The organism is Cellvibrio japonicus Ueda107 (assembly GCF_000019225.1).
Classification (GTDB): Bacteria; Pseudomonadota; Gammaproteobacteria; order Pseudomonadales; family Cellvibrionaceae; genus Cellvibrio; species Cellvibrio japonicus.
Genome location: NC_010995.1, coordinates 1872409 through 1892180 on the forward strand (window position 1 = coordinate 1872409; position 19772 = coordinate 1892180).

The 19772-nt window shown below is 50.7% G+C and carries 21 protein-coding genes; 12 read left to right on the top strand and 9 right to left on the bottom strand.

Annotated elements, in window-relative coordinates; genetic code table 11:
• Positions 1-47 precede the first annotated feature (47 nt).
• Positions 48-419, top strand: a complete 372-nt coding sequence (locus CJA_RS07855) for a DUF6164 family protein (protein ID WP_041551296.1) — start codon at positions 48-50, stop codon at positions 417-419.
• Here CJA_RS07855 and CJA_RS07860 read toward each other — a convergent pair.
• On the bottom strand, positions 409-1221 hold the full coding sequence (locus CJA_RS07860; RefSeq protein WP_041551298.1) for an RluA family pseudouridine synthase: 813 nt from the start codon (positions 1219-1221) through the stop codon (positions 409-411). The genes CJA_RS07855 and CJA_RS07860 overlap by 11 nt on opposite strands.
• Before the next feature lie 43 nt (positions 1222-1264).
• Between CJA_RS07860 and CJA_RS07865 the strand changes: the two genes are divergently transcribed.
• A complete protein-coding gene (locus CJA_RS07865) occupies positions 1265-1807 on the top strand; it encodes a YaeQ family protein (protein ID WP_012487237.1) in 543 nt (180 codons plus the stop codon).
• Positions 1808-1832: 25 nt separating this feature from the next.
• Positions 1833-3572, top strand: a complete 1740-nt coding sequence (recJ, locus tag CJA_RS07870; RefSeq protein ID WP_041551301.1) for a single-stranded-DNA-specific exonuclease RecJ — start codon at positions 1833-1835, stop codon at positions 3570-3572.
• Between the two features lie 18 nt (positions 3573-3590).
• Here recJ and CJA_RS07875 read toward each other — a convergent pair whose 3' ends face one another.
• The gene (locus CJA_RS07875; protein WP_012487239.1) at positions 3591-4229 is read right to left on the bottom strand and encodes an arylesterase; all 639 of its coding nucleotides are present in this window, start codon (positions 4227-4229) and stop codon (positions 3591-3593) included.
• Between the two features lie 67 nt (positions 4230-4296).
• Between CJA_RS07875 and CJA_RS07880 the strand changes: the two genes are divergently transcribed.
• From CJA_RS07880 to CJA_RS07905, 6 genes are all read left to right on the top strand, one after another.
• Entirely contained in the window at positions 4297-4980 is a 684-nt protein-coding gene (locus CJA_RS07880; protein WP_012487240.1) for an ABC transporter ATP-binding protein, read from the top strand.
• Between the two features lie 3 nt (positions 4981-4983).
• On the top strand, positions 4984-7479 hold the full coding sequence (locus tag CJA_RS07885; RefSeq protein WP_012487241.1) for an ABC transporter permease: 2496 nt from the start codon (positions 4984-4986) through the stop codon (positions 7477-7479).
• 12 nt (positions 7480-7491) lie between these two features.
• A complete protein-coding gene (locus tag CJA_RS07890; protein WP_012487242.1) occupies positions 7492-8859 on the top strand; it encodes an MATE family efflux transporter in 1368 nt (455 codons plus the stop codon).
• Between the two features lie 454 nt (positions 8860-9313).
• Positions 9314-9787: a GtrA family protein gene (locus tag CJA_RS07895; RefSeq protein WP_012487243.1), complete on the top strand. Its 474-nt coding sequence runs from the start codon at positions 9314-9316 to the stop codon at positions 9785-9787.
• 26 nt (positions 9788-9813) lie between these two features.
• Positions 9814-11400: an NAD(P)/FAD-dependent oxidoreductase gene (locus CJA_RS07900; RefSeq protein WP_012487244.1), complete on the top strand. Its 1587-nt coding sequence runs from the start codon at positions 9814-9816 to the stop codon at positions 11398-11400.
• Positions 11393-13168 carry a hypothetical protein gene (locus tag CJA_RS07905; RefSeq protein ID WP_041551304.1) on the top strand — a complete coding sequence of 592 codons (1776 nt, stop codon included), beginning with the start codon at positions 11393-11395 and terminating at the stop codon, positions 13166-13168. Before CJA_RS07900 ends, CJA_RS07905 begins: the two co-directional genes overlap by 8 nt.
• A 1-nt stretch (position 13169) precedes the next feature.
• On the opposite strand, the gene CJA_RS07910 is transcribed toward CJA_RS07905, so the two are convergent.
• The 3 genes from CJA_RS07910 to CJA_RS19035 all read right to left on the bottom strand — a co-directional run bounded on the left by CJA_RS07910 (position 13170) and on the right by CJA_RS19035 (position 14908).
• Positions 13170-14129 (bottom strand): glycosyltransferase family 2 protein, encoded by a 960-nt coding sequence (locus CJA_RS07910; RefSeq protein WP_041551306.1) that lies wholly within the window; start codon positions 14127-14129, stop codon positions 13170-13172.
• Complete coding sequence (locus CJA_RS07915; protein ID WP_041551308.1) at positions 14126-14527, bottom strand: GtrA family protein; 402 nt, start codon at positions 14525-14527, stop codon at positions 14126-14128. Before CJA_RS07915 ends, CJA_RS07910 begins: the two co-directional genes overlap by 4 nt.
• Before the next feature lie 153 nt (positions 14528-14680).
• Positions 14681-14908, bottom strand: a complete 228-nt coding sequence (locus CJA_RS19035) for a hypothetical protein (protein WP_012487247.1) — start codon at positions 14906-14908, stop codon at positions 14681-14683.
• Positions 14909-15240: 332 nt separating this feature from the next.
• Here CJA_RS19035 and CJA_RS07920 point away from each other — a divergent pair, with 332 nt between their 5' ends.
• The 3 genes from CJA_RS07920 to CJA_RS19735 all read left to right on the top strand — a co-directional run bounded on the left by CJA_RS07920 (position 15241) and on the right by CJA_RS19735 (position 16550).
• Positions 15241-15666 carry a MerR family transcriptional regulator gene (locus CJA_RS07920; RefSeq protein ID WP_012487248.1) on the top strand — a complete coding sequence of 142 codons (426 nt, stop codon included), beginning with the start codon at positions 15241-15243 and terminating at the stop codon, positions 15664-15666.
• A gap of 123 nt (positions 15667-15789) precedes the next feature.
• Entirely contained in the window at positions 15790-16359 is a 570-nt protein-coding gene (dcd, locus tag CJA_RS07925; protein WP_012487249.1) for a dCTP deaminase, read from the top strand.
• A 5-nt stretch (positions 16360-16364) separates the two neighbouring features.
• A complete protein-coding gene (locus CJA_RS19735; RefSeq protein ID WP_012487250.1) occupies positions 16365-16550 on the top strand; it encodes a hypothetical protein in 186 nt (61 codons plus the stop codon).
• Positions 16551-16618: 68 nt separating this feature from the next.
• On the opposite strand, the gene CJA_RS07930 is transcribed toward CJA_RS19735, so the two are convergent.
• Genes CJA_RS07930 through purM form a run of 4 tightly spaced genes read right to left on the bottom strand, consistent with a single transcriptional unit; the run spans position 16619 to position 19663 of the window.
• Positions 16619-17104, bottom strand: a complete 486-nt coding sequence (locus CJA_RS07930) for an FKBP-type peptidyl-prolyl cis-trans isomerase (protein ID WP_012487251.1) — start codon at positions 17102-17104, stop codon at positions 16619-16621.
• A 56-nt stretch (positions 17105-17160) separates the two neighbouring features.
• Positions 17161-17892 (bottom strand): DUF3108 domain-containing protein, encoded by a 732-nt coding sequence (locus tag CJA_RS07935; RefSeq protein ID WP_012487252.1) that lies wholly within the window; start codon positions 17890-17892, stop codon positions 17161-17163.
• A gap of 37 nt (positions 17893-17929) precedes the next feature.
• Positions 17930-18607, bottom strand: a complete 678-nt coding sequence (gene purN / locus CJA_RS07940; RefSeq protein WP_012487253.1) for a phosphoribosylglycinamide formyltransferase — start codon at positions 18605-18607, stop codon at positions 17930-17932.
• A gap of 3 nt (positions 18608-18610) precedes the next feature.
• Complete coding sequence (purM, locus tag CJA_RS07945; protein ID WP_041552114.1) at positions 18611-19663, bottom strand: phosphoribosylformylglycinamidine cyclo-ligase; 1053 nt, start codon at positions 19661-19663, stop codon at positions 18611-18613.
• Positions 19664-19772 lie beyond the last annotated feature (109 nt).

Below are 19772 nucleotides of genomic sequence, written 5' to 3' on the forward strand. Positions count from 1 at the left end.
GTTATGCTGCGCGGCTTTTACCAATCCCCCGGTTCCAAGAGACAACCATGGCCAGACTTTTGTTCAAACTAGCGCAGGTACCTGAGGACGAGGCGCAAGAGATCAGGGCGCTGCTGGAGGACAACAGCATCGCCTTCTATGAGACGGACGCCGGCTTTTGGCGGGTTGGCCTGGATGCTATCTGGCTGCCAACCGGCGAACAGGAGGAACAGGCGCGGGCATTGATTCGCGACTATCAGGAGCAGCGCCGTATCCGCCAGCAAGCTGTTTATGCCGAGCTGGCAGAGCAGGGGGATATCCCCGGTTTTTGGCAGCGCGCCAGGGCCCATCCCATCCGTTTTACCGGGTTATTGATTGCTATTGTGTTTATCCTGGGGCTGACGCTACTGCCCTTTGTGATGCTGGCGATTACAGCCTGAATTTCAGGGGTTCCGGCAGACTTATCGTGATGGGCCGTTTTAACAAGGGGCACTCAAAACCCAGTTGCCAGGCTAGCAGTTGCAGCGGTTGTTGGTTGGCCTGGCCGTAGAGCTTGTCGCCCATAATGGGATGGCCGATGGCTGCCAGGTGGCGGCGAATCTGGTGTTTACGCCCGGTTTCAATGCGCACATCCACAAGGCTGCGATTGTTGGGTTGATCGATGACAGCGGTATTCACCCAGGTCAATGCATCCTTGCCATCCAGTGGTTGCTCAAGGCGCAGGCCAGTTGCCTGGAGTTCCCCGCTGACCCACGCCTGGTAATGTTTGCGCAGGGATCTCCCCTGGAACAATTGCGACAGGGCGGCGGCTGCCTGGGCGTCGTGGGCGATTAATATCAGCCCCGCGGCATCGGCATCGAGCCGATGCACCAGAAAGCACTCGCGCTGGCGCACCACTTCCACCCAGCGCAGCAGGCTGCAATGGTCGCCCCACTGCGAGCCCTGGGCTAATAGGCCATGGGGTTTATACCAAACGGAATAGCGCCCGACATCTTCCAGCCGCTGTGGCGCTTCTGGTTTGAGTGCAAGCACTTTCTCATCGTAGAAGAGTTGCAGGCGGGTGCCGGCAGGCAAGTCCTTGGTCGCTCGCCGGAGTCGCAGTTGCTTGCCTTTGCTGGTCCACCAGCAGGCGCCTTTATTCATGGCATCCTTGAGTTTTTGCCTGGATAAGCCTGTGTGGTGCGCCAGCGCGTCAATCGCTGTTTGCGGTCGGTCGAGAATGACATCAAAAGTCGTTGGCATTTGTGTAAGATGCGCCCATTGTGACTGATAGAGAGAGCCAAGCGTGGCTGAAAAAGCAACCATCTACAAAGCCAATATCCAGTTGGCCGATATGGATCGCCAGGTATATGGCGATTATTCCCTCACCATCGCCCTGCACCCGTCGGAAACCCATGAGCGGATGCTGGTGCGCATTCTAGCCTTTTGTTATTGCGCTGCGGAGAATTTAGTGTTTACCCGGGGTTTATCGAGCGTCGATGAACCGGATTTGTGGCGCAAACACGACGATGGCCGGATTCTTGAGTGGATTGAAGTAGGGCAGCCATCAGTTGAACGATTGAAAAAAGCGTCGAGCCAGGCAGAAAGTGTGAAGGTATTTGCCTATGGGCGCGGGCTGGATATCTGGTGGAAAAACAATATCTCGGCTATTGCATCACTGCCCAAAGTCCAGGTGCAATGTTTCGGTACCGGGGAACTGCAGGCTGCCTGTGCAGGTGTCGAAAAAACGATGAATCTTTCGGTATCTATTACCGAAAACATGGTGTATTTATCGACAGCTGAAGGTAATACATACACACTTGGTTTGCGTGAAATGCGCGACTTATAAGTTTTATTTTTCTTGTGGATTGTCCATGCAAAAAACTATTCAGCGCCGAGCGATTCATTCCACTTCCGGTGTTCTTGCGCAATTACATCCCTTATTACAGCGTATTTATTCCGCGCGCGGCATTCAACAGGAAGCGGAGCTCCAATACCAATTAACCCATATGCTCAAACCCAACTTTAAAGGTCTGGATGAGACTGTGGGCTTGTTGGTTGATGCTGTTGTGGCGCAGGCGCGGGTGTTAGTTGTGGGGGATTTTGACGCAGACGGCGCCACCAGCAGTGCACTCGCCGTACTGGCGTTACGTGCCATGGGTTTGAAACAGGTAGATTTTCTGGTGCCCAACCGTTTTGAATACGGCTATGGACTGACCCCTGAGATTGTCGCCGTGGCGGCAGCCCAGCAGCCGGATGTGATCCTCACCGTCGATAACGGTATTTCCAGTATCGAAGGGGTAGAGGCGGCGCGCGATCTGGGTATTGCGGTGATTATCACCGACCACCACTTGCCGGGCGCACACTTGCCCGATGCCGATGCCATTGTGAACCCCAATCAGCCGGGATGTCCTTTCCCCAGTAAAAACCTTGCCGGTGTCGGGGTGATTTTCTATGTCATGAATGCCCTGCGCGGTGCCTTGCGCGATATGGGATGGTTCGCGGAAAGCGGTATTGCTGAACCTAATATGGCGAGCTTTCTCGATCTGGTGGCCTTGGGGACCGTGGCCGATGTGGTGCCGCTGGATCACAACAACCGTATTTTGGTTTCCCAGGGATTGGCGCGTATGCGTGCCGGTGCTGCGCGTCCGGGAATCATGGCATTGCTGGAGGTCGCCGGGCGACAGCCGCAGCGGTTGGTGGCCAGCGATCTTGGTTTTGCGGTAGGCCCACGTTTAAATGCCGCCGGCCGCATGGATGACATGTCGCTGGGCATTCAATGCTTGCTGTGTGATAGCCTGCCGCTGGCGCGCGAAATGGCCGCCCAGTTGGATGAATTGAATCGCGATCGCAAGGCGATAGAAACCGGCATGCAGCAGGAAGCCATGGGCATGTTGCAAAAAGTGTTAAATGCCGATGAAAACGCCTTGCCCTGGGGCTTGTGCTTATTCGATGAAACCTGGCACCAGGGAGTGATTGGTATCCTCGCGTCGCGGATCAAGGATCGCTATCACCGCCCGACCATTGTCTTTGCCGATGCGGGCGATGGTTTAATTAAAGGCTCCGCACGCTCAATCCCCGGTTTGCATATTCGCGATGCGCTGGATGCTGTTGCTGCGCGCCGACCGGATTTATTGCAAAAATTTGGCGGTCATGCCATGGCCGCAGGTATGAGCCTGCAGCGTGAACACTTCGAAGCCTTTGCCAAGGCATTTGATGAAGAGGTACATCGCCAGTTGCGCGCTGAAGATTTGCAAGCTGTTGTTGTGACCGATGGCGAATTATCGGCGTCGGATTTCTCCTTGCCATTGGCTGCACAGTTGCGCAATGCCGGCCCCTGGGGACAACATTTTCCCGAGCCGGTTTTTGACGGTGAGTTTTATGTGTTGCAACAAAAGCTGGTAGGCGATAAACACCTGAAAATGACACTGGCATTAGACTCGCGAGGGCAGCAACTGGTCGATGCGATTGCCTTTAATATTGACCCAGGGCTGTGGCCCAACCAACAGGTTCAGCGAGTACGACTGGCGTACAAGCTGGATATCAATGAGTTTCGCGGCAATACCAATTTGCAACTGATGGTGGATTATCTGGAAGCCATCATTAACGGATGAAATGTATCGTTAATGTGATCAGTGTGTTTTTAGCACGTCCAGTAATACCGGTTTCACATTGTCCACAATCAGGGGTTGTGCTTCTTCGGTGGGATGTATGCCATCCCGCTGCATCAATTCTGCACGAGTGGGGATTCCCTCCAGCAAAAACGGAATCAGTGCTACCTGGTGTTGCCCCGCTAATTCGGAATACAGTTGCTGGAATTGGCGCGCGTAACGCGCGCCATAATTGGGTGGGATTTGCATGCCGGCGAGAATCACGCTTGCGCCTGCTGTTTTACTCTGGGTAATCATGTATTGCAGGTTGTCGCGCAATATTTTTAATGGCTGCCCGCGCAAACCGTCGTTGCCACCCAATTCCAGAATCACCACTTGCGGCTGGTGCTCATCGAGCAGCGCCTTGAGCCGTGTGCGGCCACCGCTACTGGTTTCACCACTGACACTGGCGTTAATGATCTGCCAGTGTTGCTTCAGCATTTTCTGTTCCTGGTCCAGTGTGTGCTGCAACAGTTTCACCCAACCTTTGTCGATATCAATTCCATAGGCGGCACTCAGGCTGTCACCAACCACTAAAATACGCGGGTTAGTGTTCTCTGCTGAGGCTGGATTGATGACAAATGTCAGAAGTAAAAACAGGTAAAGTTTCAATGTGCGCATAGTGGTGGCTCAGTCTCATCCCCTAGAATCCAGGTTTAATTTTCACAGTGTCGCAGGTTAACCAAATATGTCTGCTCTTGCTATGGTTCAAGCCCAAGCGGTGACGAAACAGGTCAATACCCTTGAAGGTGAATTAACAATTCTGCATCCGATTGATTTACGTATTGACGATGGTGAATCCCTGGCGATCACCGGCGCCTCGGGCTCCGGAAAATCGACATTGCTAGGGATTCTTGCCGGCTTGGATATTCCTTCCAGCGGTAAAGTTCATTTGGGCGGCGAGTGCCTGACCGACATGGATGAGGAGGGACGTGCGCAGGTGCGCGCGCGCCATGTCGGTTTTATCTTCCAGTCTTTCCAATTGTTGCCCGGATTAACCGCATTGGAGAATGTGATGTTGCCGCTGGAGTTGCGCGGCGATAAAAATGCACGCGCCCTGGCCAGTGAGTTTCTTGAGCGCGTTGGCCTGAGTGCACGCCTCAGCCATTATCCGCAACAGCTATCCGGCGGTGAACAGCAGCGGGTTGCCATTGCCCGCGCTTTTGCCAGCCAGCCGCGCATCCTGTTTGCGGATGAACCCACCGGAAATCTGGATAGTGCTACCGGTGCGCGTATTATCGATTTGCTGTTTGACCTTAACCGGGCCCAGGGGACAACCCTGATCCTGATCACCCACGAAGAGCGCCTGGCGGCGCGCTGCCAGCGCCGCGTTGAATTGGCAGCCGGGGCATTGGTATCAGGACGGGAGTAATTCATGCTGGCATTGCAGTTATTGCGTCGCAACTGGCGCAGCGGTGAACTGAAGTTACTGGGGTTATCCCTGATCCTGGCGGTAGCGGTATTGAGTGGCATCGCTATTTTTACCGACCGTATGGAAACCACCCTGGTGGTGCAGAGTAACAGTGTGCTGGGGGCGGATTATGTGGTACGAGGTTCCCAGCCGCACAATCCGGATTGGGAAGCAGAGGCGCGTGAACAGGGCGTGTCCTATACCCAGTCGGTGCTTTTTTCATCGATGGTCTTTGCCGGTGACGAGATGCACCTGGCTTCGGTTAAGGCTGTCGATAAGGCTTACCCCCTGCGGGGGCAATTCGAAATCAGCCAGGTTCCCTTTGCAGTCGACGCCAGTGACATTCAGATCGCCAAATCTATACCTGCTCCGGGTGAGGCCTGGGTGGATTCGCGTTTGTTGCCCCTGTTACATATCCAACTGGGCGACAAGGTTGCTGTGGGTGAATATGAGTTAAGGGTTACCCAGGTGCTGATTCGCGAACCGGACAACGCAAGTCCCTTCAGCATGATGGGCGCTCGCCTGGTCATGAATATGGCCGACCTGCCCCAAACCCAGGTGATACAGCCAGGCAGCCGGGTGGATTACCAATGGTTGATTGCCAGCGATAGTGCGCTTGAGTTGGAACGCTTTGTCTCCTGGCTCAAACCGCAGCTGAACAAGCACCAGCGTTTGCAGGATATAGACTCAGCCCAGGGACGCCTGGGGCGCACCCTGAAAACCGGCAAGCAGTTTTTGTTGCTGGCCGCCGTGATCGCGGTGTTGCTTGCCGGTGTGGCCATTGCCATAGCGGCGCGCCAGTTTGCCGAGCGCCACACCGACCAGGTCGCCTTGATGAAAAGCCTGGGTGCCAGTCGTACCCGGGTGCGCAGCCTTTATTTTGGCCAATTGTTATTACTGGCCGTTATTGCATCGCTGATCGGTTTGGTATTGGGAGAATTATTGCAGCGAACCGTTGCTGCCAGTTTGCAACAGACCTATCAGTTGCGCCTGGCAGCAGCGAGTTTCTATCCCTATGGACTGAGCTTTTTCAGCGGTTTGATTTGCCTGGTGTGCTTTGCACTGCCGGCGCTCTGGTTTTTACCGGGTGTGCCCCCGCTCAAAATCCTGCGGCGTGAATTGGCTGTTAACTTACCGCAACTGTGGTTACAGGGATTGATTGCACTGCTGGCGGTGATCCTCCTGGTGGTGTTATTCAGTCGCGATATGCAATTAGCGCTCAGTATTACCGGCGCTTTACTGGGCGTTGTTGCCACGGCATTGCTGGCAGCCTGGGGTCTGCTCAGCGTCAGTCGCCGCTGGGGATTAGGCTTGGGAGGATTCTGGCGTTTGGCCTTTGCCAATCTGTTGCGCCGTCGCGGACAGAGCTTGGTGCTGATCCTGGTGTTTGCCGTAGCGATTATGCTGCTCTTTACGCTCACCATCTTACGCACCTCGCTGATCGCCGAATGGCGCGTACAGGTGCCGGATGATGCGCCCAACCACTTCCTGGTGAATATTCCACCGGAGGAGTTACCGGCCATACAGTCACTGTTGGCTGACAGGTCTGTTCGGCCTGAGCCTATTTATCCCATGGTGCGTGGACGCCTGACGCATATCAATGGCGAGGAAACTACCGAGGAGCAACGGCAGATATCCAATACCCTCAGGCGCGAGCTCAACCTCACCTGGGCAGATAAACTGGCAGATGACAACAAAGTCCTCCAGGGACATTGGTGGGATCAATGGCAGCGCGGGCAGGGTGATTTGCCCGGCGTCTCGGTAGAGGTTAAAACGGCGGAAGAGATCGGCCTGAAACTGGGTGATCACCTGCGCTTTTCGCTGGGAGGCCTGGAACTGGATGCCCAGATAGCAAGCCTGCGCAGCCTGGATTGGAATTCCATGCGCCCCAATTTCTTTTTTATCTTTGAGCCGGGTGCGCTGGAAGGATACTCACCGACTTATATCACCAGCATTTATCTTCCCGCACAGCAGAAGCCCGTCATTAATGAATTGTTGCGCGCCCATCCGACCGTATTGGTGATTGAACTGGACCGCATTATTAGCCAGATACGCACTATTATTGATCAGGTCAGTGATGGTGTATTGCTAGTGCTTTGGCTAACCTTGATCGGCGGTTGCCTGGTACTGCTGGCGGCGGTAATGAGCAGTATTGAAAGTCGCAAACAGGAAGCAGGATTATTGCGCGCCCTGGGTAGCCCGCGCCGGCTGGTGTTGGGCAGCCTTGTTGCAGAGTTTGCAATTCTTGGCACCATTGCGGGTGCTATTGCAATCCTCGGTAGTGAAATCCTGCTGCTCAGCTTGCAGAAATTTGTGCTGGAAACGCCTATCCAGCCCCATTACATCTATTGGTTGCTGTCCCCCCTGGTGGGTGGTGTATTTGTCAGTCTGCTGGGGTATCTCTGTTGCCGCCCTGTAGTCACTACACCGCCGGCCGTGGTACTGCGCGAGGCAACCTGACCCCGGAGTTGTATGACCTCTGCACCGAAAAGCCGCGTACTCGACAAAGGCTTGTGGGGTATGAGCCGCCCGATGTTTATCGACCAGGCGGTGATCTACACCATTCCCCTGGCTGATATGTTCTTTTTGAGCCGTGTTTCCGATGATGCCGCAGCGGCTGTCGGCGCTGTGACCCCGCTGGTATTTGTGGCCAACCAATTTCTAACGGTGAGTGCTTTTTCCGGCGCTGCCATTGCCAGCCAGCGAATCGGGGCCAATGATTATGCCCGCGGTAATGCGACTATTGCCGCCTACACCCTGTTTGCCATCTTGCTTGCACTGATCGCTGCACTGGTCGTTAATAATGGCGGCCCCTGGGTGGCTTCTGCCATGTCGTTGACGCCGGATATAGAGGCCCATGCGCGGACATACCTGTCGATTATTGGGTGGATGGTAGCCCTGTGGGGCTTGCGGGTGGTTTACCAGACGGTACTCAATATCTACGGTGAGCCTAAATGGAATACCTATAGCAATATCCTGATCTTCATCGTCAATATCCTCGGCAACTGTATTGCTGTTTATGGCTTTATGGGAATTCCACCCTCCGGTGTTGCCGGTGTCGCGATTGCCGGTGTAGTGGCCGCCGGGTCCGGCCTGCTGTTTTTGATGATGATGGTTCATTGGAAGCTGCATATTCGTATTCCAATGACAGCGGGGATCAAAAATTTTGGTGTGCTGATTACCCCTGTGCTGATGATAGCCGCGCCTTCCATTCTTGAACCCATGTCGTTCCAGGCCTACATGATCGTGTTGAACTGGGTCGCGGCCGAAGTCAGCGACCTTGCACTCAAAGTGAAAATCTATGCCTATAACACCTTCCTGTTTTGCCTGATGATATCTATTGCCATGAGTATGGCGACCGAAGCCATCATCGCCCAACGGGTAGGGCGGGGAGAGTTTGAGCTGGTTGACAGGCAACTGCGACAGACACTGCGTTATACCCTGATCGGTACCAGTATCCTGGCCTTCCTGTGGTTTGTATTTAATAAGCCGGTATTGAGCCTGTTTACTGCTAACCCGGAGGTTATTGCGATTGGCTTTTGGGCTTTTTTCTGGAGCTTTCTGGCTGAACCCTGTCGCACGACCAATATTGTTGTGGGAGCTGCCCTGCGCTGTACAGGGGATGCGGCGTTTACCTCCTTATCCAGCATTGGCATTATTTGGCTCTTTTCGGTGCCCCTGGCTTATATCCTGGCCCTACCCATGGGATTGGGCCTCTACGGGATATTGATCGCTGCTGTGGCCGATGAACTGGTACGTGCCATCGTCAAACTGTGGCGCTGGCGCCAGGGGAAGTGGAAATCAACCGGTGTCATAGCTCGGGAGCGCAAGGTGGCTTGAAGGCACTCCAGGTCAGGCTGGTTGAGTGAATGTAAATCAATGATTCTTTTCACAAATCAACGGGCGATGGCTATTTCTGATTGACGGATGGCGGGTCTTTCAGATATGGTTTTAGCGCATTTTGTCCTGGCTACTAAAACAATCATACCTTGCGCTTGTAGAGAGAGATACAGGCGACATGGGCATCGGCGCACTACTCACGGTCTAGCAATTGTGGATTCCTTAACGGGCGTGCTTTACGTATAGAGGCGTATATAAGCAGAGGGATTGGTTGGTCGATTATTTGATGATGTGTTTTATCGTGGCATCCTCCTGATCTACCTCTAGATATCAGGCTTCCCTGAAGTTTGGTATTTCCACAAAACTCATTGCCCCATACTTGACAGCGATGGCACATCGGGATGGCTGGTTCTCCCGGGTGCTAACAAATAATAACGATTTGGCAGGTGCAGCAATGACGTTATCAAGAGATGTGATTGAATCTGAAGTTACTCCTATTGCAAAGACAACATCATTACCTGGATTGGATGTGATCAGGAATAATAAATATTATCCATTAGCAGTGCAGTTTTGCCGTTATGTTGCAGTAGGTGGTATTGCTTTTATCATGGATTTCCTTGCCTTTAATGGCATTCTGGCGTTACAACTCCACTATATGTTGGCAACTGTGATTGGTTTTATGGTGGGCGTTGCCGTTAACTATTGCCTGTGTGTCTTTTGGGTATGGAGCGGTACTCAGGCCAGGACCGCCAAGGATATTTTAATTTTTACCCTGATTGGCATAGGCGGTTTGTTATTAACAGCATTATTGATGTGGTTGTCGGTGGATATTTTTTCATTTGACGCGCGCCTGTCCAAGATAGTGGTGGCCATTATTGTGCTGTTCTGGAACTTTGGCCTACGCAAGGTTTTTGTTTTCTTTAAATAAAATTCAATAAGATTGAGCGCCATACGATGAAAAAAACTGCAGTAATTATTGGGGCGGGCCCGGCAGGGTTGACTGCTGCCTTTGAAATGTTATCAAAAAACAGCGATGTTCATCCGATAGTGCTGGAGGCTACCGACCGTATAGGGGGGATTTCCTGCACGATTAATCATAAGGGTAATCGTATTGATATTGGTGGCCATCGTTTTTTTTCGAAAAGTGATGTCGTTATGGATTGGTGGGCCCAGCGTATGCCGCTCCAGTCTTCACCCTCCAGTGATGATATTGTTCTCAAGCGTGAAAAAGCCTGGGCGAAAACCGGGCCTGATCCGGAGAAAGAAGATAGGGTGATGCTGATTCGCCAGCGTATTTCCCGCATTTTCTATCTGCGAAAATTTTTCGACTATCCTATCTCCCTTAAACTGGGTACTGTTTTAAACCTTGGTATATTCCGCACGATTTATGCCGGGTTTGGTTATGTTTTTTCCCAGATAAAAAAGCGTCCATCAGAGGATTCCCTGGAAGACTTCCTGGTTAATCGTTTCGGCGTGCCTCTCTATCGTATGTTCTTCGAGGACTACACGGAGAAGGTGTGGGGGGTTCACCCAAAGAAAATTTCTGCTGCTTGGGGTGCGCAACGTATTAAAGGGTTGTCGCTATCGAAGGCAGTCTTTTCCGCGTTGAAGAAGGTATTCGGTCCTAAATCGGATACTGCAGATCTGCGCCAAAAAGGGACTGAAACATCTCTTATTGAGCAATTCTTTTACCCCAAATTAGGCCCCGGTCAATTATGGGAATGTGTGGCTGATGATGTTCGCCAAATGGGTGGCGAAATTCATATGCAACATAAAGTAACGGAAATTCATCTGGATGGCGATCGTATTGTTGGCGTTAGTGCGGAGTCTAATGGACAGATAGTTCGCTTCGATTGCGATTACTGTTTGTCCACTATGCCAATCAAGGATTTGATTGCCAGTATGACCGGTGCTGGGATCTCGTCGGATATCCACAGAATTGCCCGGGATCTTCCCTATCGTGATTTTATGACCGTAGGGGTTTTGGCGAAAAAGCTTAAAATTAATAATGAGACAGATATTCCTACTGTTGGCAATATTGTTCCCGATACCTGGATTTATATTCAGGAGCGCGATGTAAAACTCTGCCGCCTCCAGATTTTTAACAACTGGTCTCCCTACATGGTTGAAAATCAGGATAACGTATGGGTTGGCTTGGAGTATATGTGCTCGGATCAGGATGATATCTGGAAGATGTCAGACGAGGAGTTCATCAAGTTAGCTGTTGATGAGCTGATAAAAATCGATATTGTTGATGCTGAAGATATTATTGACACCTGCCGCATTCGCATTGAAAAGGCCTATCCTGCGTATTTTGGTACCTACAATGAGTTTGACCAGGTAAAAGAGTATCTGGATAGCCTATCCAACCTGTATTGCATCGGGCGCAATGGCCAGCATAGGTACAATAACCAGGATCACTCAATGCTAACCGCGATGGAGGCTGTGAATTGTATTCTGGACCCCTCCAAATCTCGTACTGAGCTGTGGTCAATCAATACCGAACAGGAATATCACGAAACGAAGCAAAGCAATGCCTAACTATTCCAATAGCCGCCTTTTAATGGCGGCTCTTTTTTCGCTGTTTATTGTTACAGCACTTTTTCATCTCGTATATCCGCCACCTCTGGATGCTACTACCATTCGAAATGGAGTGACGGTGCATCCGGCTGAGCTGCCTTGGTCTTTTAAAGAAGCGGGGCAGGGGAATGTGCTTATTGCACGTCTGTCTGTCACTGCTATGACCCCTCGAACCTGGCACATCATTCCCGATGATCATTTGCGCTCAATCAGTATCAACAACACACCGGTTGATATTTCATCGTTTGGTGGTGCTGTAAGGGATTATGTCAGAGGTTTCCATATTGATTTATCGCCTTATTTTACCAATGGGCAAGAAACGGTAATGACGTTTGTGCTGGATAATGGCGGTGGTGACGGCGGGTTGGATGTTAAACCTGTTATTTCTCTGTGGTTTTGGTTTGCAGTGACATTTGCGTTTTTGCCTTTTGTTATCGCCTTGTCAAAAGCATTCAGGTTGTTACCTGAGCAATTCATCTTACTCGTCCTGGCGTTCATTCCTATCGCCTTTTATTGGGCAGATACCCCATGGATGAATCGTGCTTATGATGTACAGGGTGGTTCTGGTCACTACGAATACATCAAGTACATTGCCACTAAACTAGCCTTGCCTTCCCCTATGGAAGGGTGGACTTATTATCATCCTCCGGTTTATTACGTACTGGGCGCCTTTTTCTGGAAGTGGGCAGACTGGTTACAGTTGCCTGCGCCGGAGTTTGTCCGGATCTATGGTTTATTTCTGTGGTTTATCTTCCTGGCTGCCTCAGCAGGAGCAATGCGCAAGGTATTGGGAACGCGCTATTCTGCCATTTATGTGGCATCGGCAGCGCTTTTTCTATGGCCCGGTTCAATTATGCACTCGGTCACCATTGGTAATGACATAGCACTTTATACCTGCGCCGGTCTGGTGATGTGGTTTATGGCTTGTTGGAGGGAAAACCCACGGCAGTCCTATTTGGTATGGATGGGAATATTTTGTGGACTGGCTCTCTTGTGTAAAAGCAATGGTCTACCCCTTATTGCTGCCTGCGGCCTCATTATTGCCATGCGAATGTTGCCTCAATCCGGTGTTGGTTTTATCAAGGGGTTTAAGGAAACTATTATTTTTTCATTGTTAGCTGGTACCGGTTTGGTTGCCAGTTTTGCAGTACGTATTTATTTTTATCTAAAAGGTGAAACATCTCATTGGTTAATCAGCAATGCGGGTGGTTTGCACTCCGGGTTAAAGGTCCCGGCCGATCTTAAAGCATTTATTCCACTGGATATTCCCACATTTATAACCTCACCCTGGATGAGTGCCTGGGAAGATGCCACGGGACGTTATAACTTTTGGAATTACGTGTTGCGCTCTTCATTGACTGGAGAGTTTCGCTTTGATGGGCAGTTTCAGACGGTAATGGCCTATATCCTGGGGGGGATTTTATTAATTATTTTTATACTATTTGTTATAAAGATGGTAATCGGTATTAGGGTGCCTGTTCGACAGCTCAAGCAGGGGGTAGGCCAGGGAGAAATAGATACGTTACCCTGGTTGTTATTCGGTTTGTTTTGGGTGTTGAGTCTGGTTGCGCTAAGGATTCAGTTGCCTTATTCGTGCAGTAATGATTTCCGCTATGTGCTGCCAGTATTAGTGCCCTTTGTGATTGCCCTTGCACTCATGGGCAGGTGGAGTCGGCAATTGCTGGTTTTGTTCTGTATAGCGTCCTTGCTATTTTTTGGATTTTTGTAAATCAATTATCTTTACGGGCAATGTCGCTAATATGAAATTTGGGGCGGCGTTTTACCTCTTCATAAATCTTGGAGAGGTATTCCCCAATAATGCCCAGGCAAAGTAACTGGACGCTACCAATAAACAGGAGCGGTAACAGCACAGATGCCCATCCAGGGGTTGCATTGTCGGTGAAGAAGCGAATCACCAATACCCAGGCTATCAGGGTAAAAGAAGCAAAACCCGAGAGCAGTCCCAACAGGGTAATCATACGTAGGGGGGCGGTAGAGAATGCAGTAATTCCTTTCCAGGCAAAGGACAGCATTTTTTTGAGCGGATATTTGCTTTCTCCTGCTTCCCTGGCTTGGCGCTCATATTCAACTACCGAGGATGGAAAGCCTACCTCTCGCACAACACCGCGCAGGAACAGGTTGGATTCCCCGTATTCTTTCAGTGCTTCCAGGGCGCGTCGCGACATCAAGCGAAAATCGGCGTGGTTAAATACCAGGTCCACGCCCATTTTCTTCATCAAATGATAGTAGCCTTCAGCAGTAAATCGCTTGAAAAAAGTATCTGTATCCCGCGCTGACCTTACACCGTAAACCACGTCGTGTCCTTTCAGGTATTCATCTACCATGGCTTCGATATTTTGCGGGTCATCTTGCAGGTCCGCATCGATGCTGACAGTAATGTCTTCTGTCGTAACACAGAGTCCGGCGTAGAGTGCATTCTGGTGGCCTTTGTTGCGCGATAATTTGACGCCGACAATAGCAGTATTGCTGTTTGCTGCGTCTGACAGAATGTCCCAGGTCTTATCTTTGCTGCCATCGTCAACCAGGTAAATTTTAGAGTCCGGACTGATTTTACCCCTGGCGATCATTTGCTCCCGTAACGTGAGCATTGTGGCAAGGGTCTTGGGCAACATTTCTTCTTCGTTGTAGCAGGGGATAACAACGGCAAGTGAGGGAATGTGGTCTGTCATTGGAGGGTATTCCTGTAAATCCAAAATTTTTGGATGGCAAAATTAAGAATAACGGTAAGCCCTGTCGCCAGGACTTGTGCTACCAGATAGTGTTCAATCCAGGGAAGAGGGATGTAGTGATCAAACAGGAAGAGAAAGCCGGCGAATAAAAGGGTGTTGGCAGAAAGACCTATAGCTACTGCTACTGCAAAGCGTGGAAACGCCTCCCAATGACTGCGAGTGCTTTTAAAGGTGTAATGGTAATTGGCCCAATAATTAAATATTGACGAGAGTAGATAACCCGCTGCCGAAGCCGATACTTCGGAAAGTACCCCAGCCTCAATAAAAAGGATAAGCAATATGAATTGGAACAGGCTGGATAAGCCGCCAATTCCTACAAATAAGGCAAAGCGTTTCATTTGTTATTGTGTGAGTCGTCGTTGCGGTGTCAGCTATGGAAAAATGCCGGCAGGTTAACACATTTTGATGTTAAATGAGGGGGACGCCTGGAAAAGAAGCATGGGGGAAAAGGGTGACATTTGTATTACGTTGCCTGTCGGTGGGATAGGGCATTACGCCCAGCGCAAAGCAGCCCCGGCTCTTTCAATATAGATGTATTCAATCCTATGGGTCAGTGGGTGGCATGAGTGACGAAAGTGGTGATGGTCAATGGTTGACCCCATGTACTCCCAACAGGCTCCTTCGTTAATACATAAGGGGTCGCCGCCATTCAGGCGATAACTGCTGAGTTCATCCCACATCTTTTGCCATTCGGGGTGATTGATGTCCAGATATTCCATCGCCTAAGCCCATGATATTTGAATAACAATTGTTCAGTTAGTGTGAATTATTAATTAATAATTTCAAGAAAAATTAATAACTATATGATTGATAAGCACTTTATTAATTAATAATGTGATTTGTTTCACTCATTATAGGGTCGATTCAGAGAAGTTTGGCGTTAAAAAATACATTTTTTGTGAAAAATAGTAACAATAATCTATGGTGAGTTACCTGTTTAGGTGGTTTTCCTATGTTAATACTGGTCATTGTTGAAATAAAAATTACAGTTAGTGTAATGTTTGTTGAAAAAAAATAGTGGGATTGGTTTGTATCTGTGAGGACGAAGGCTATGAATATCAGTCAGGCTGCCGATGCCAGTGGGTTACCTGTGAAAACCCTGCGCCATTATGAAAACATTGGGTTGGTTGTGCCCGGGCGCCAGCAGGGCAATGAATATCGCTATTATTCCCCGGATGATGTGGTGTCCCTGCGCTTTTTACAGAGGGCGCGGGCATCAGGGTTTGGCTTGGATAAATGTCGTGAGTTGCTGGATGCCTACAAGGCTATGGTTGGTGGCGACAAGCAGGTATTGCGGGCGTGCCTGGATGAGCTCAGGGAGTGTCTCCGGCATCTGGATGATCAGCAGCGGGCATTGGTGATGTTGCGCCAGGATCTGCATGGCATGTTGGCCTTGGCTGGACAAGAGGAGCTATCTGAGGGGTTAGCTCATTCTGTGCAGGGACAGCCGATGCCATTTCTGTTACTCGACCAATAGAACAGGGGAGATAAGGTTTGCCATGTTGGTAGGTTTCCTTGGGGAAAACCGTTAGAATGCGCGCCTTCCGGCCTTACGCTGGCCTGGATTCCTTGCCTTGAACACATCTCAACGGGAGCGACTATGAGCATCAAATCCGATAAGTGGATGCGCCGTATGGTAGAGCAGTATGGCATGATCGAGCCTTACGAACCTGGCCAGGTTCGCTATGATGCTGCGGGTCATAAAATTGTGTCTTATGGCACCTCCAGTTATGGTTACGATGTGCGTTGCGCCGATGAATTTAAAATTTTCACCAACGTGCACTCTACGGTGGTTGATCCCAAGAACTTTGATGAAAAAAGTTTTGTGGATATAAAAAGCGATGTGTGCATTATTCCCCCTAATTCATTCGCCCTTGCCCGTACAGTAGAGTATTTCCGTATTCCCCGCAGTATTTTGACGGTTTGCCTGGGCAAATCCACCTATGCCCGTTGCGGTATTATCGTGAATGTCACGCCATTGGAGCCCGAGTGGGAAGGGCATGTAACCCTCGAATTTTCCAATACCACCCCACTTCCTGCAAAAATTTATGCCAATGAAGGTGTGGCGCAAATGCTGTTCTTTGAATCCGATGAAATCTGTGAAACTTCATATCGGGACCGTGGCGGTAAATACCAGGGGCAGCGCGGTGTGACCCTGCCGCGTACCTGATCTACATGGGCGATGTGCTGCCATTTCGCAAACCGTCCCCCTTTGAAAAGCATAAGGGTAAGACGTTGTGCCGCAGTGGTTTTCATAAGTGGGAAGTGGTTAAGGATAAGCAATTCGATGTGAAGCAGGGAAAGTTGGTAACCCTATATCGCTGTTCCCGTTGCGGCGAACAAAAAGTTGAGGCAAGGTAGTGTGCTTCACAACTAAAAAAGGCTCCAGATGGAGCCTTTTTTAGTATGCGTTCTATTTCTATTGGGCCTTAGTGGTGGTGATGTCCACCGGCACCGTGTGCGTGGCCGTGGCTTAGTTCTTCTTCGGTGGCGGCACGTACTTCGGTAATTTCTACATCAAAGTTCAGGTCTATGCCGGCCAATGGGTGGTTGCCATCAATGGTAACCTGATCGCCATCTACCTTGGTGACGGTAACAACTTGAAGGCCATGCTCGGTCTCTGCGTGAAACTCCATGCCCACTTCGATTTGGTCGATGCCGCTGAACATGCTGGAGGGCAGCTCCTGCACCAAATCATCATTGCGCAAACCATAAGCATCCGCTGCGTTAACGGCTACTGTGAGCTTGTCACCAACAGCTTTACCGGAAAGTGCCGCTTCAAGGCCGGGAATAATATTGCTGGCACCGTGCAAATAAGACAGTGGCTCCTGGCCCTGTGATGAATCGAGGACCTTGCCGGTGTTATCGGTCAGGGTATAGTGAAAACTGGCTACGCAATCATCGGAGATATTCATAGATAACCTTCTTTGTAGGTGAGTATAAGCATCCCGAAAGATGCGCGTTGTTGACGTTAAAACTTCTCAATCGGCTTGCCGTTCAGGCTGGCCTTGGTGATGTTGATGGTATAGGAATCACCTTTTTCAATCTGTTCAAGGCGCACCAGCAGATTGTTCCAATCCGTTGCCAGCCAGGCATGGGTTACCCGGTCGTCATCTTCCCGGCTACGTTTGATTTTGATGGTTTTAACCTTGCCCAGTGGGGTGTCCAGGGTTTCTTCTGCTATTTTTTCAAAAATAAATTCCTTTAGGTGTCCGCCGTCGGCAATTTTGTAAGTGACGCGTTTGGCATCGCTGCGCAGGAAGTCCTGTTGCAGTTGTAGTTGGTAGCTCAACTTATCCTGTACGCGCTCAACGACATTCATTTGCCAGTTGGATTTTTGTACATAATTGGAAACCGTTTTTTTGTTCCAATCAAAGCGCAGGTCCGCATCGCGGTTCTTGCCGAGTCCACGGCGCTTGTAAACATAGTGTTGCGGAATAACCAGCTTTTTGTGGTTATCCCATTGCAGATGGCTGGTTTCGGTAATGCTGCCAAGCATGGAATCAAACTTGAATAGCAGGTCGTATCCTGAGTCGCTGTTTTTACTCAGGCGATTGGTGACGGTGATATTGAAGCCATAGAGTTTGGTTTTGTATTCATTATCAAATAGCATCGGCTGTGCTGCCGGTTGCGGCTTGGTTGCTAATGCCAGCTGGCTTAATACGAGCAGTGATAGGCCTAACCATAAACGAAAGTGCGACATAAAAACTCCTTAACTATGGGCTTGGCGGGGGTACCGATCAGGGTTCCTGGCTTTCGATTTGAAAGCCGGATGCCGGTAAAAGTTCGCCATTCAGCCATGCTTTGCCCTGCTCCATGGATAATTTGCCTTCCGCAAACCATTTCACCGCAAGTGGGTATATCACATGTTCCTGGCGCTGCACGCGTTTGGCGAGTAAACCGGCATCGTCAGTCGGGAGTATGGGAACACTTGCCTGAACACAGGCTGGCCCACCATCCAGTTCAGCGGTGACAAAGTGAACGGTAACGCCGTGGCGGGTTTCACCAGCATCAATAGCGCGCTGGTGGGTATGAAGCCCTTGGAACTTGGGTAGTAGGGATGGGTGGATGTTCAGCATGCGCCCCAGGTAATGCTCGGTAAACCCCGCTGTCAGTATGCGCATAAAACCGGCAAGGACTACCAGGCCGGGGGTATAGGCATCAATGGCGGCCATAAGCGCCCGGTCGAAGGCTTCCCGGCTGGCGTAGGTTTTGTGGTCCAGTACCAGGGTGGGAATACCAGCTTTGGCTGCTCTGGCCAAGCCTTGAACATCCGGGCAATTGCTGATAACAGCGGCTATTTCGATAGGGAGCTCGCCCTTGTTTTTGGCGTCGATCAGTGCTTGCAGGTTACTGCCGCTGCCGGAGATCAGTACTACAACACGCAAAGGCTTGGCAGCTTTGTTGGTTCCACTCATGAATTAAAAACCTTGCAGCTCTACCTGGTGCTCTTCCCCGCCGGCTTTGGCAATGTAGCCAATTTCAAAGGCGTTTTCGCCCAGGGATTGCAACAGTGCCAGCGCCTGGGCTTTGGCGGTGGCAGGAACAGCGATCACCATGCCTACACCGCAGTTGAAGGTGCGGTACATTTCGCGCATTTGAACGTTACCGGCCTTTTGCAACCATTGGAAGACAGGGGGGAGTGTCCAGCTTTGGGTGTTGATTACCGCTTTACAGTTCTCGGGAATAACGCGCGGGATATTTTCAGTCAGGCCGCCACCGGTAATATGGGCCAAGGCGTTAACCTGGCTTTCTTTGATCAGTTTGAGAACCGTTTTGACATAGATGCGCGTGGGTTCCATCAGGGCGTCAGCCAATGGACGACCGCCGCAATCCTGATTCAGGTCTGCTTTGCTGACGTCAATGATTTTGCGGATCAACGAGTATCCATTGGAGTGAGGGCCGCTGGAGGGAATGGCAATCAGGGCATCGCCTTCCTGTACTTTGCTGCCATCGATGATCTCGGATTTTTCAACCACACCAACACAGAAGCCGGCCAGGTCGTAGTCTTCCCCCTCGTACATGCCGGGCATTTCAGCAGTTTCGCCGCCTACCAGTGCGCAGCCTGCCTGTGCGCAGCCATCGCCAATACCGGTAATCACCGAGGCGGCTACATCTACATTCAATTTACCGGTGGCGTAGTAGTCGAGGAAGAAGAGCGGCTCGGCACCAGTGACTACCAGGTCGTTAACGCACATGGCCACCAGGTCGACACCGATGGTGTCGTGCTTTTGTAAATTCATGGCCAGGCGTAGCTTGGTGCCTACACCGTCAGTGCCGGAAACCAATACCGGTTGGCGGTAACCGGCAGGTATTTCACACAGGGCTGCAAAGCCTCCCAAGCCAGCCATCACCTCTGGGCGACGGGTGCGTTTGGCGACACTTTTGATGCGCTCAACCAGCGCATCTCCTGCATCAATATCAACGCCGGCATCTTTGTAGCTCAGTGAGGGAGTGGGGGTTTGTTCGCTCATGGGGTCAGGCTCGCAGCTTAGAAAAACGGTGGGAGAGTCAAAAAAGGCGGCCATTCTAGCAGCTTCTGTAGTTGCGTGCAGAACCAGAGTTCAGGCCTTGATGGGGTTT

Coding starts and splice junctions, on each gene's coding strand:
- CJA_RS07855 (WP_041551296.1), top strand. CDS start 48: ATGGCCAGACTTTTGTTCAAACTAGCGCAGGTACCTGAGGACGAGGCG.
- CJA_RS07860 (WP_041551298.1), bottom strand. CDS start 1,221: ATGCCAACGACTTTTGATGTCATTCTCGACCGACCGCAAACAGCGATT.
- recJ (WP_041551301.1), top strand. CDS start 1,833: ATGCAAAAAACTATTCAGCGCCGAGCGATTCATTCCACTTCCGGTGTT.
- CJA_RS07875 (WP_012487239.1), bottom strand. CDS start 4,229: ATGCGCACATTGAAACTTTACCTGTTTTTACTTCTGACATTTGTCATC.
- CJA_RS07880 (WP_012487240.1), top strand. CDS start 4,297: ATGTCTGCTCTTGCTATGGTTCAAGCCCAAGCGGTGACGAAACAGGTC.
- CJA_RS07885 (WP_012487241.1), top strand. CDS start 4,984: ATGCTGGCATTGCAGTTATTGCGTCGCAACTGGCGCAGCGGTGAACTG.
- CJA_RS07890 (WP_012487242.1), top strand. CDS start 7,492: ATGACCTCTGCACCGAAAAGCCGCGTACTCGACAAAGGCTTGTGGGGT.
- CJA_RS07895 (WP_012487243.1), top strand. CDS start 9,314: ATGACGTTATCAAGAGATGTGATTGAATCTGAAGTTACTCCTATTGCA.
- CJA_RS07900 (WP_012487244.1), top strand. CDS start 9,814: ATGAAAAAAACTGCAGTAATTATTGGGGCGGGCCCGGCAGGGTTGACT.
- CJA_RS07905 (WP_041551304.1), top strand. CDS start 11,393: ATGCCTAACTATTCCAATAGCCGCCTTTTAATGGCGGCTCTTTTTTCG.
- CJA_RS07910 (WP_041551306.1), bottom strand. CDS start 14,129: ATGACAGACCACATTCCCTCACTTGCCGTTGTTATCCCCTGCTACAAC.
- CJA_RS07915 (WP_041551308.1), bottom strand. CDS start 14,527: ATGAAACGCTTTGCCTTATTTGTAGGAATTGGCGGCTTATCCAGCCTG.
- CJA_RS19035 (WP_012487247.1), bottom strand. CDS start 14,908: ATGGAATATCTGGACATCAATCACCCCGAATGGCAAAAGATGTGGGAT.
- CJA_RS07920 (WP_012487248.1), top strand. CDS start 15,241: ATGAATATCAGTCAGGCTGCCGATGCCAGTGGGTTACCTGTGAAAACC.
- dcd (WP_012487249.1), top strand. CDS start 15,790: ATGAGCATCAAATCCGATAAGTGGATGCGCCGTATGGTAGAGCAGTAT.
- CJA_RS19735 (WP_012487250.1), top strand. CDS start 16,365: ATGGGCGATGTGCTGCCATTTCGCAAACCGTCCCCCTTTGAAAAGCAT.
- CJA_RS07930 (WP_012487251.1), bottom strand. CDS start 17,104: ATGAATATCTCCGATGATTGCGTAGCCAGTTTTCACTATACCCTGACC.
- CJA_RS07935 (WP_012487252.1), bottom strand. CDS start 17,892: ATGTCGCACTTTCGTTTATGGTTAGGCCTATCACTGCTCGTATTAAGC.
- purN (WP_012487253.1), bottom strand. CDS start 18,607: ATGAGTGGAACCAACAAAGCTGCCAAGCCTTTGCGTGTTGTAGTACTG.
- purM (WP_041552114.1), bottom strand. CDS start 19,663: ATGAGCGAACAAACCCCCACTCCCTCACTGAGCTACAAAGATGCCGGC.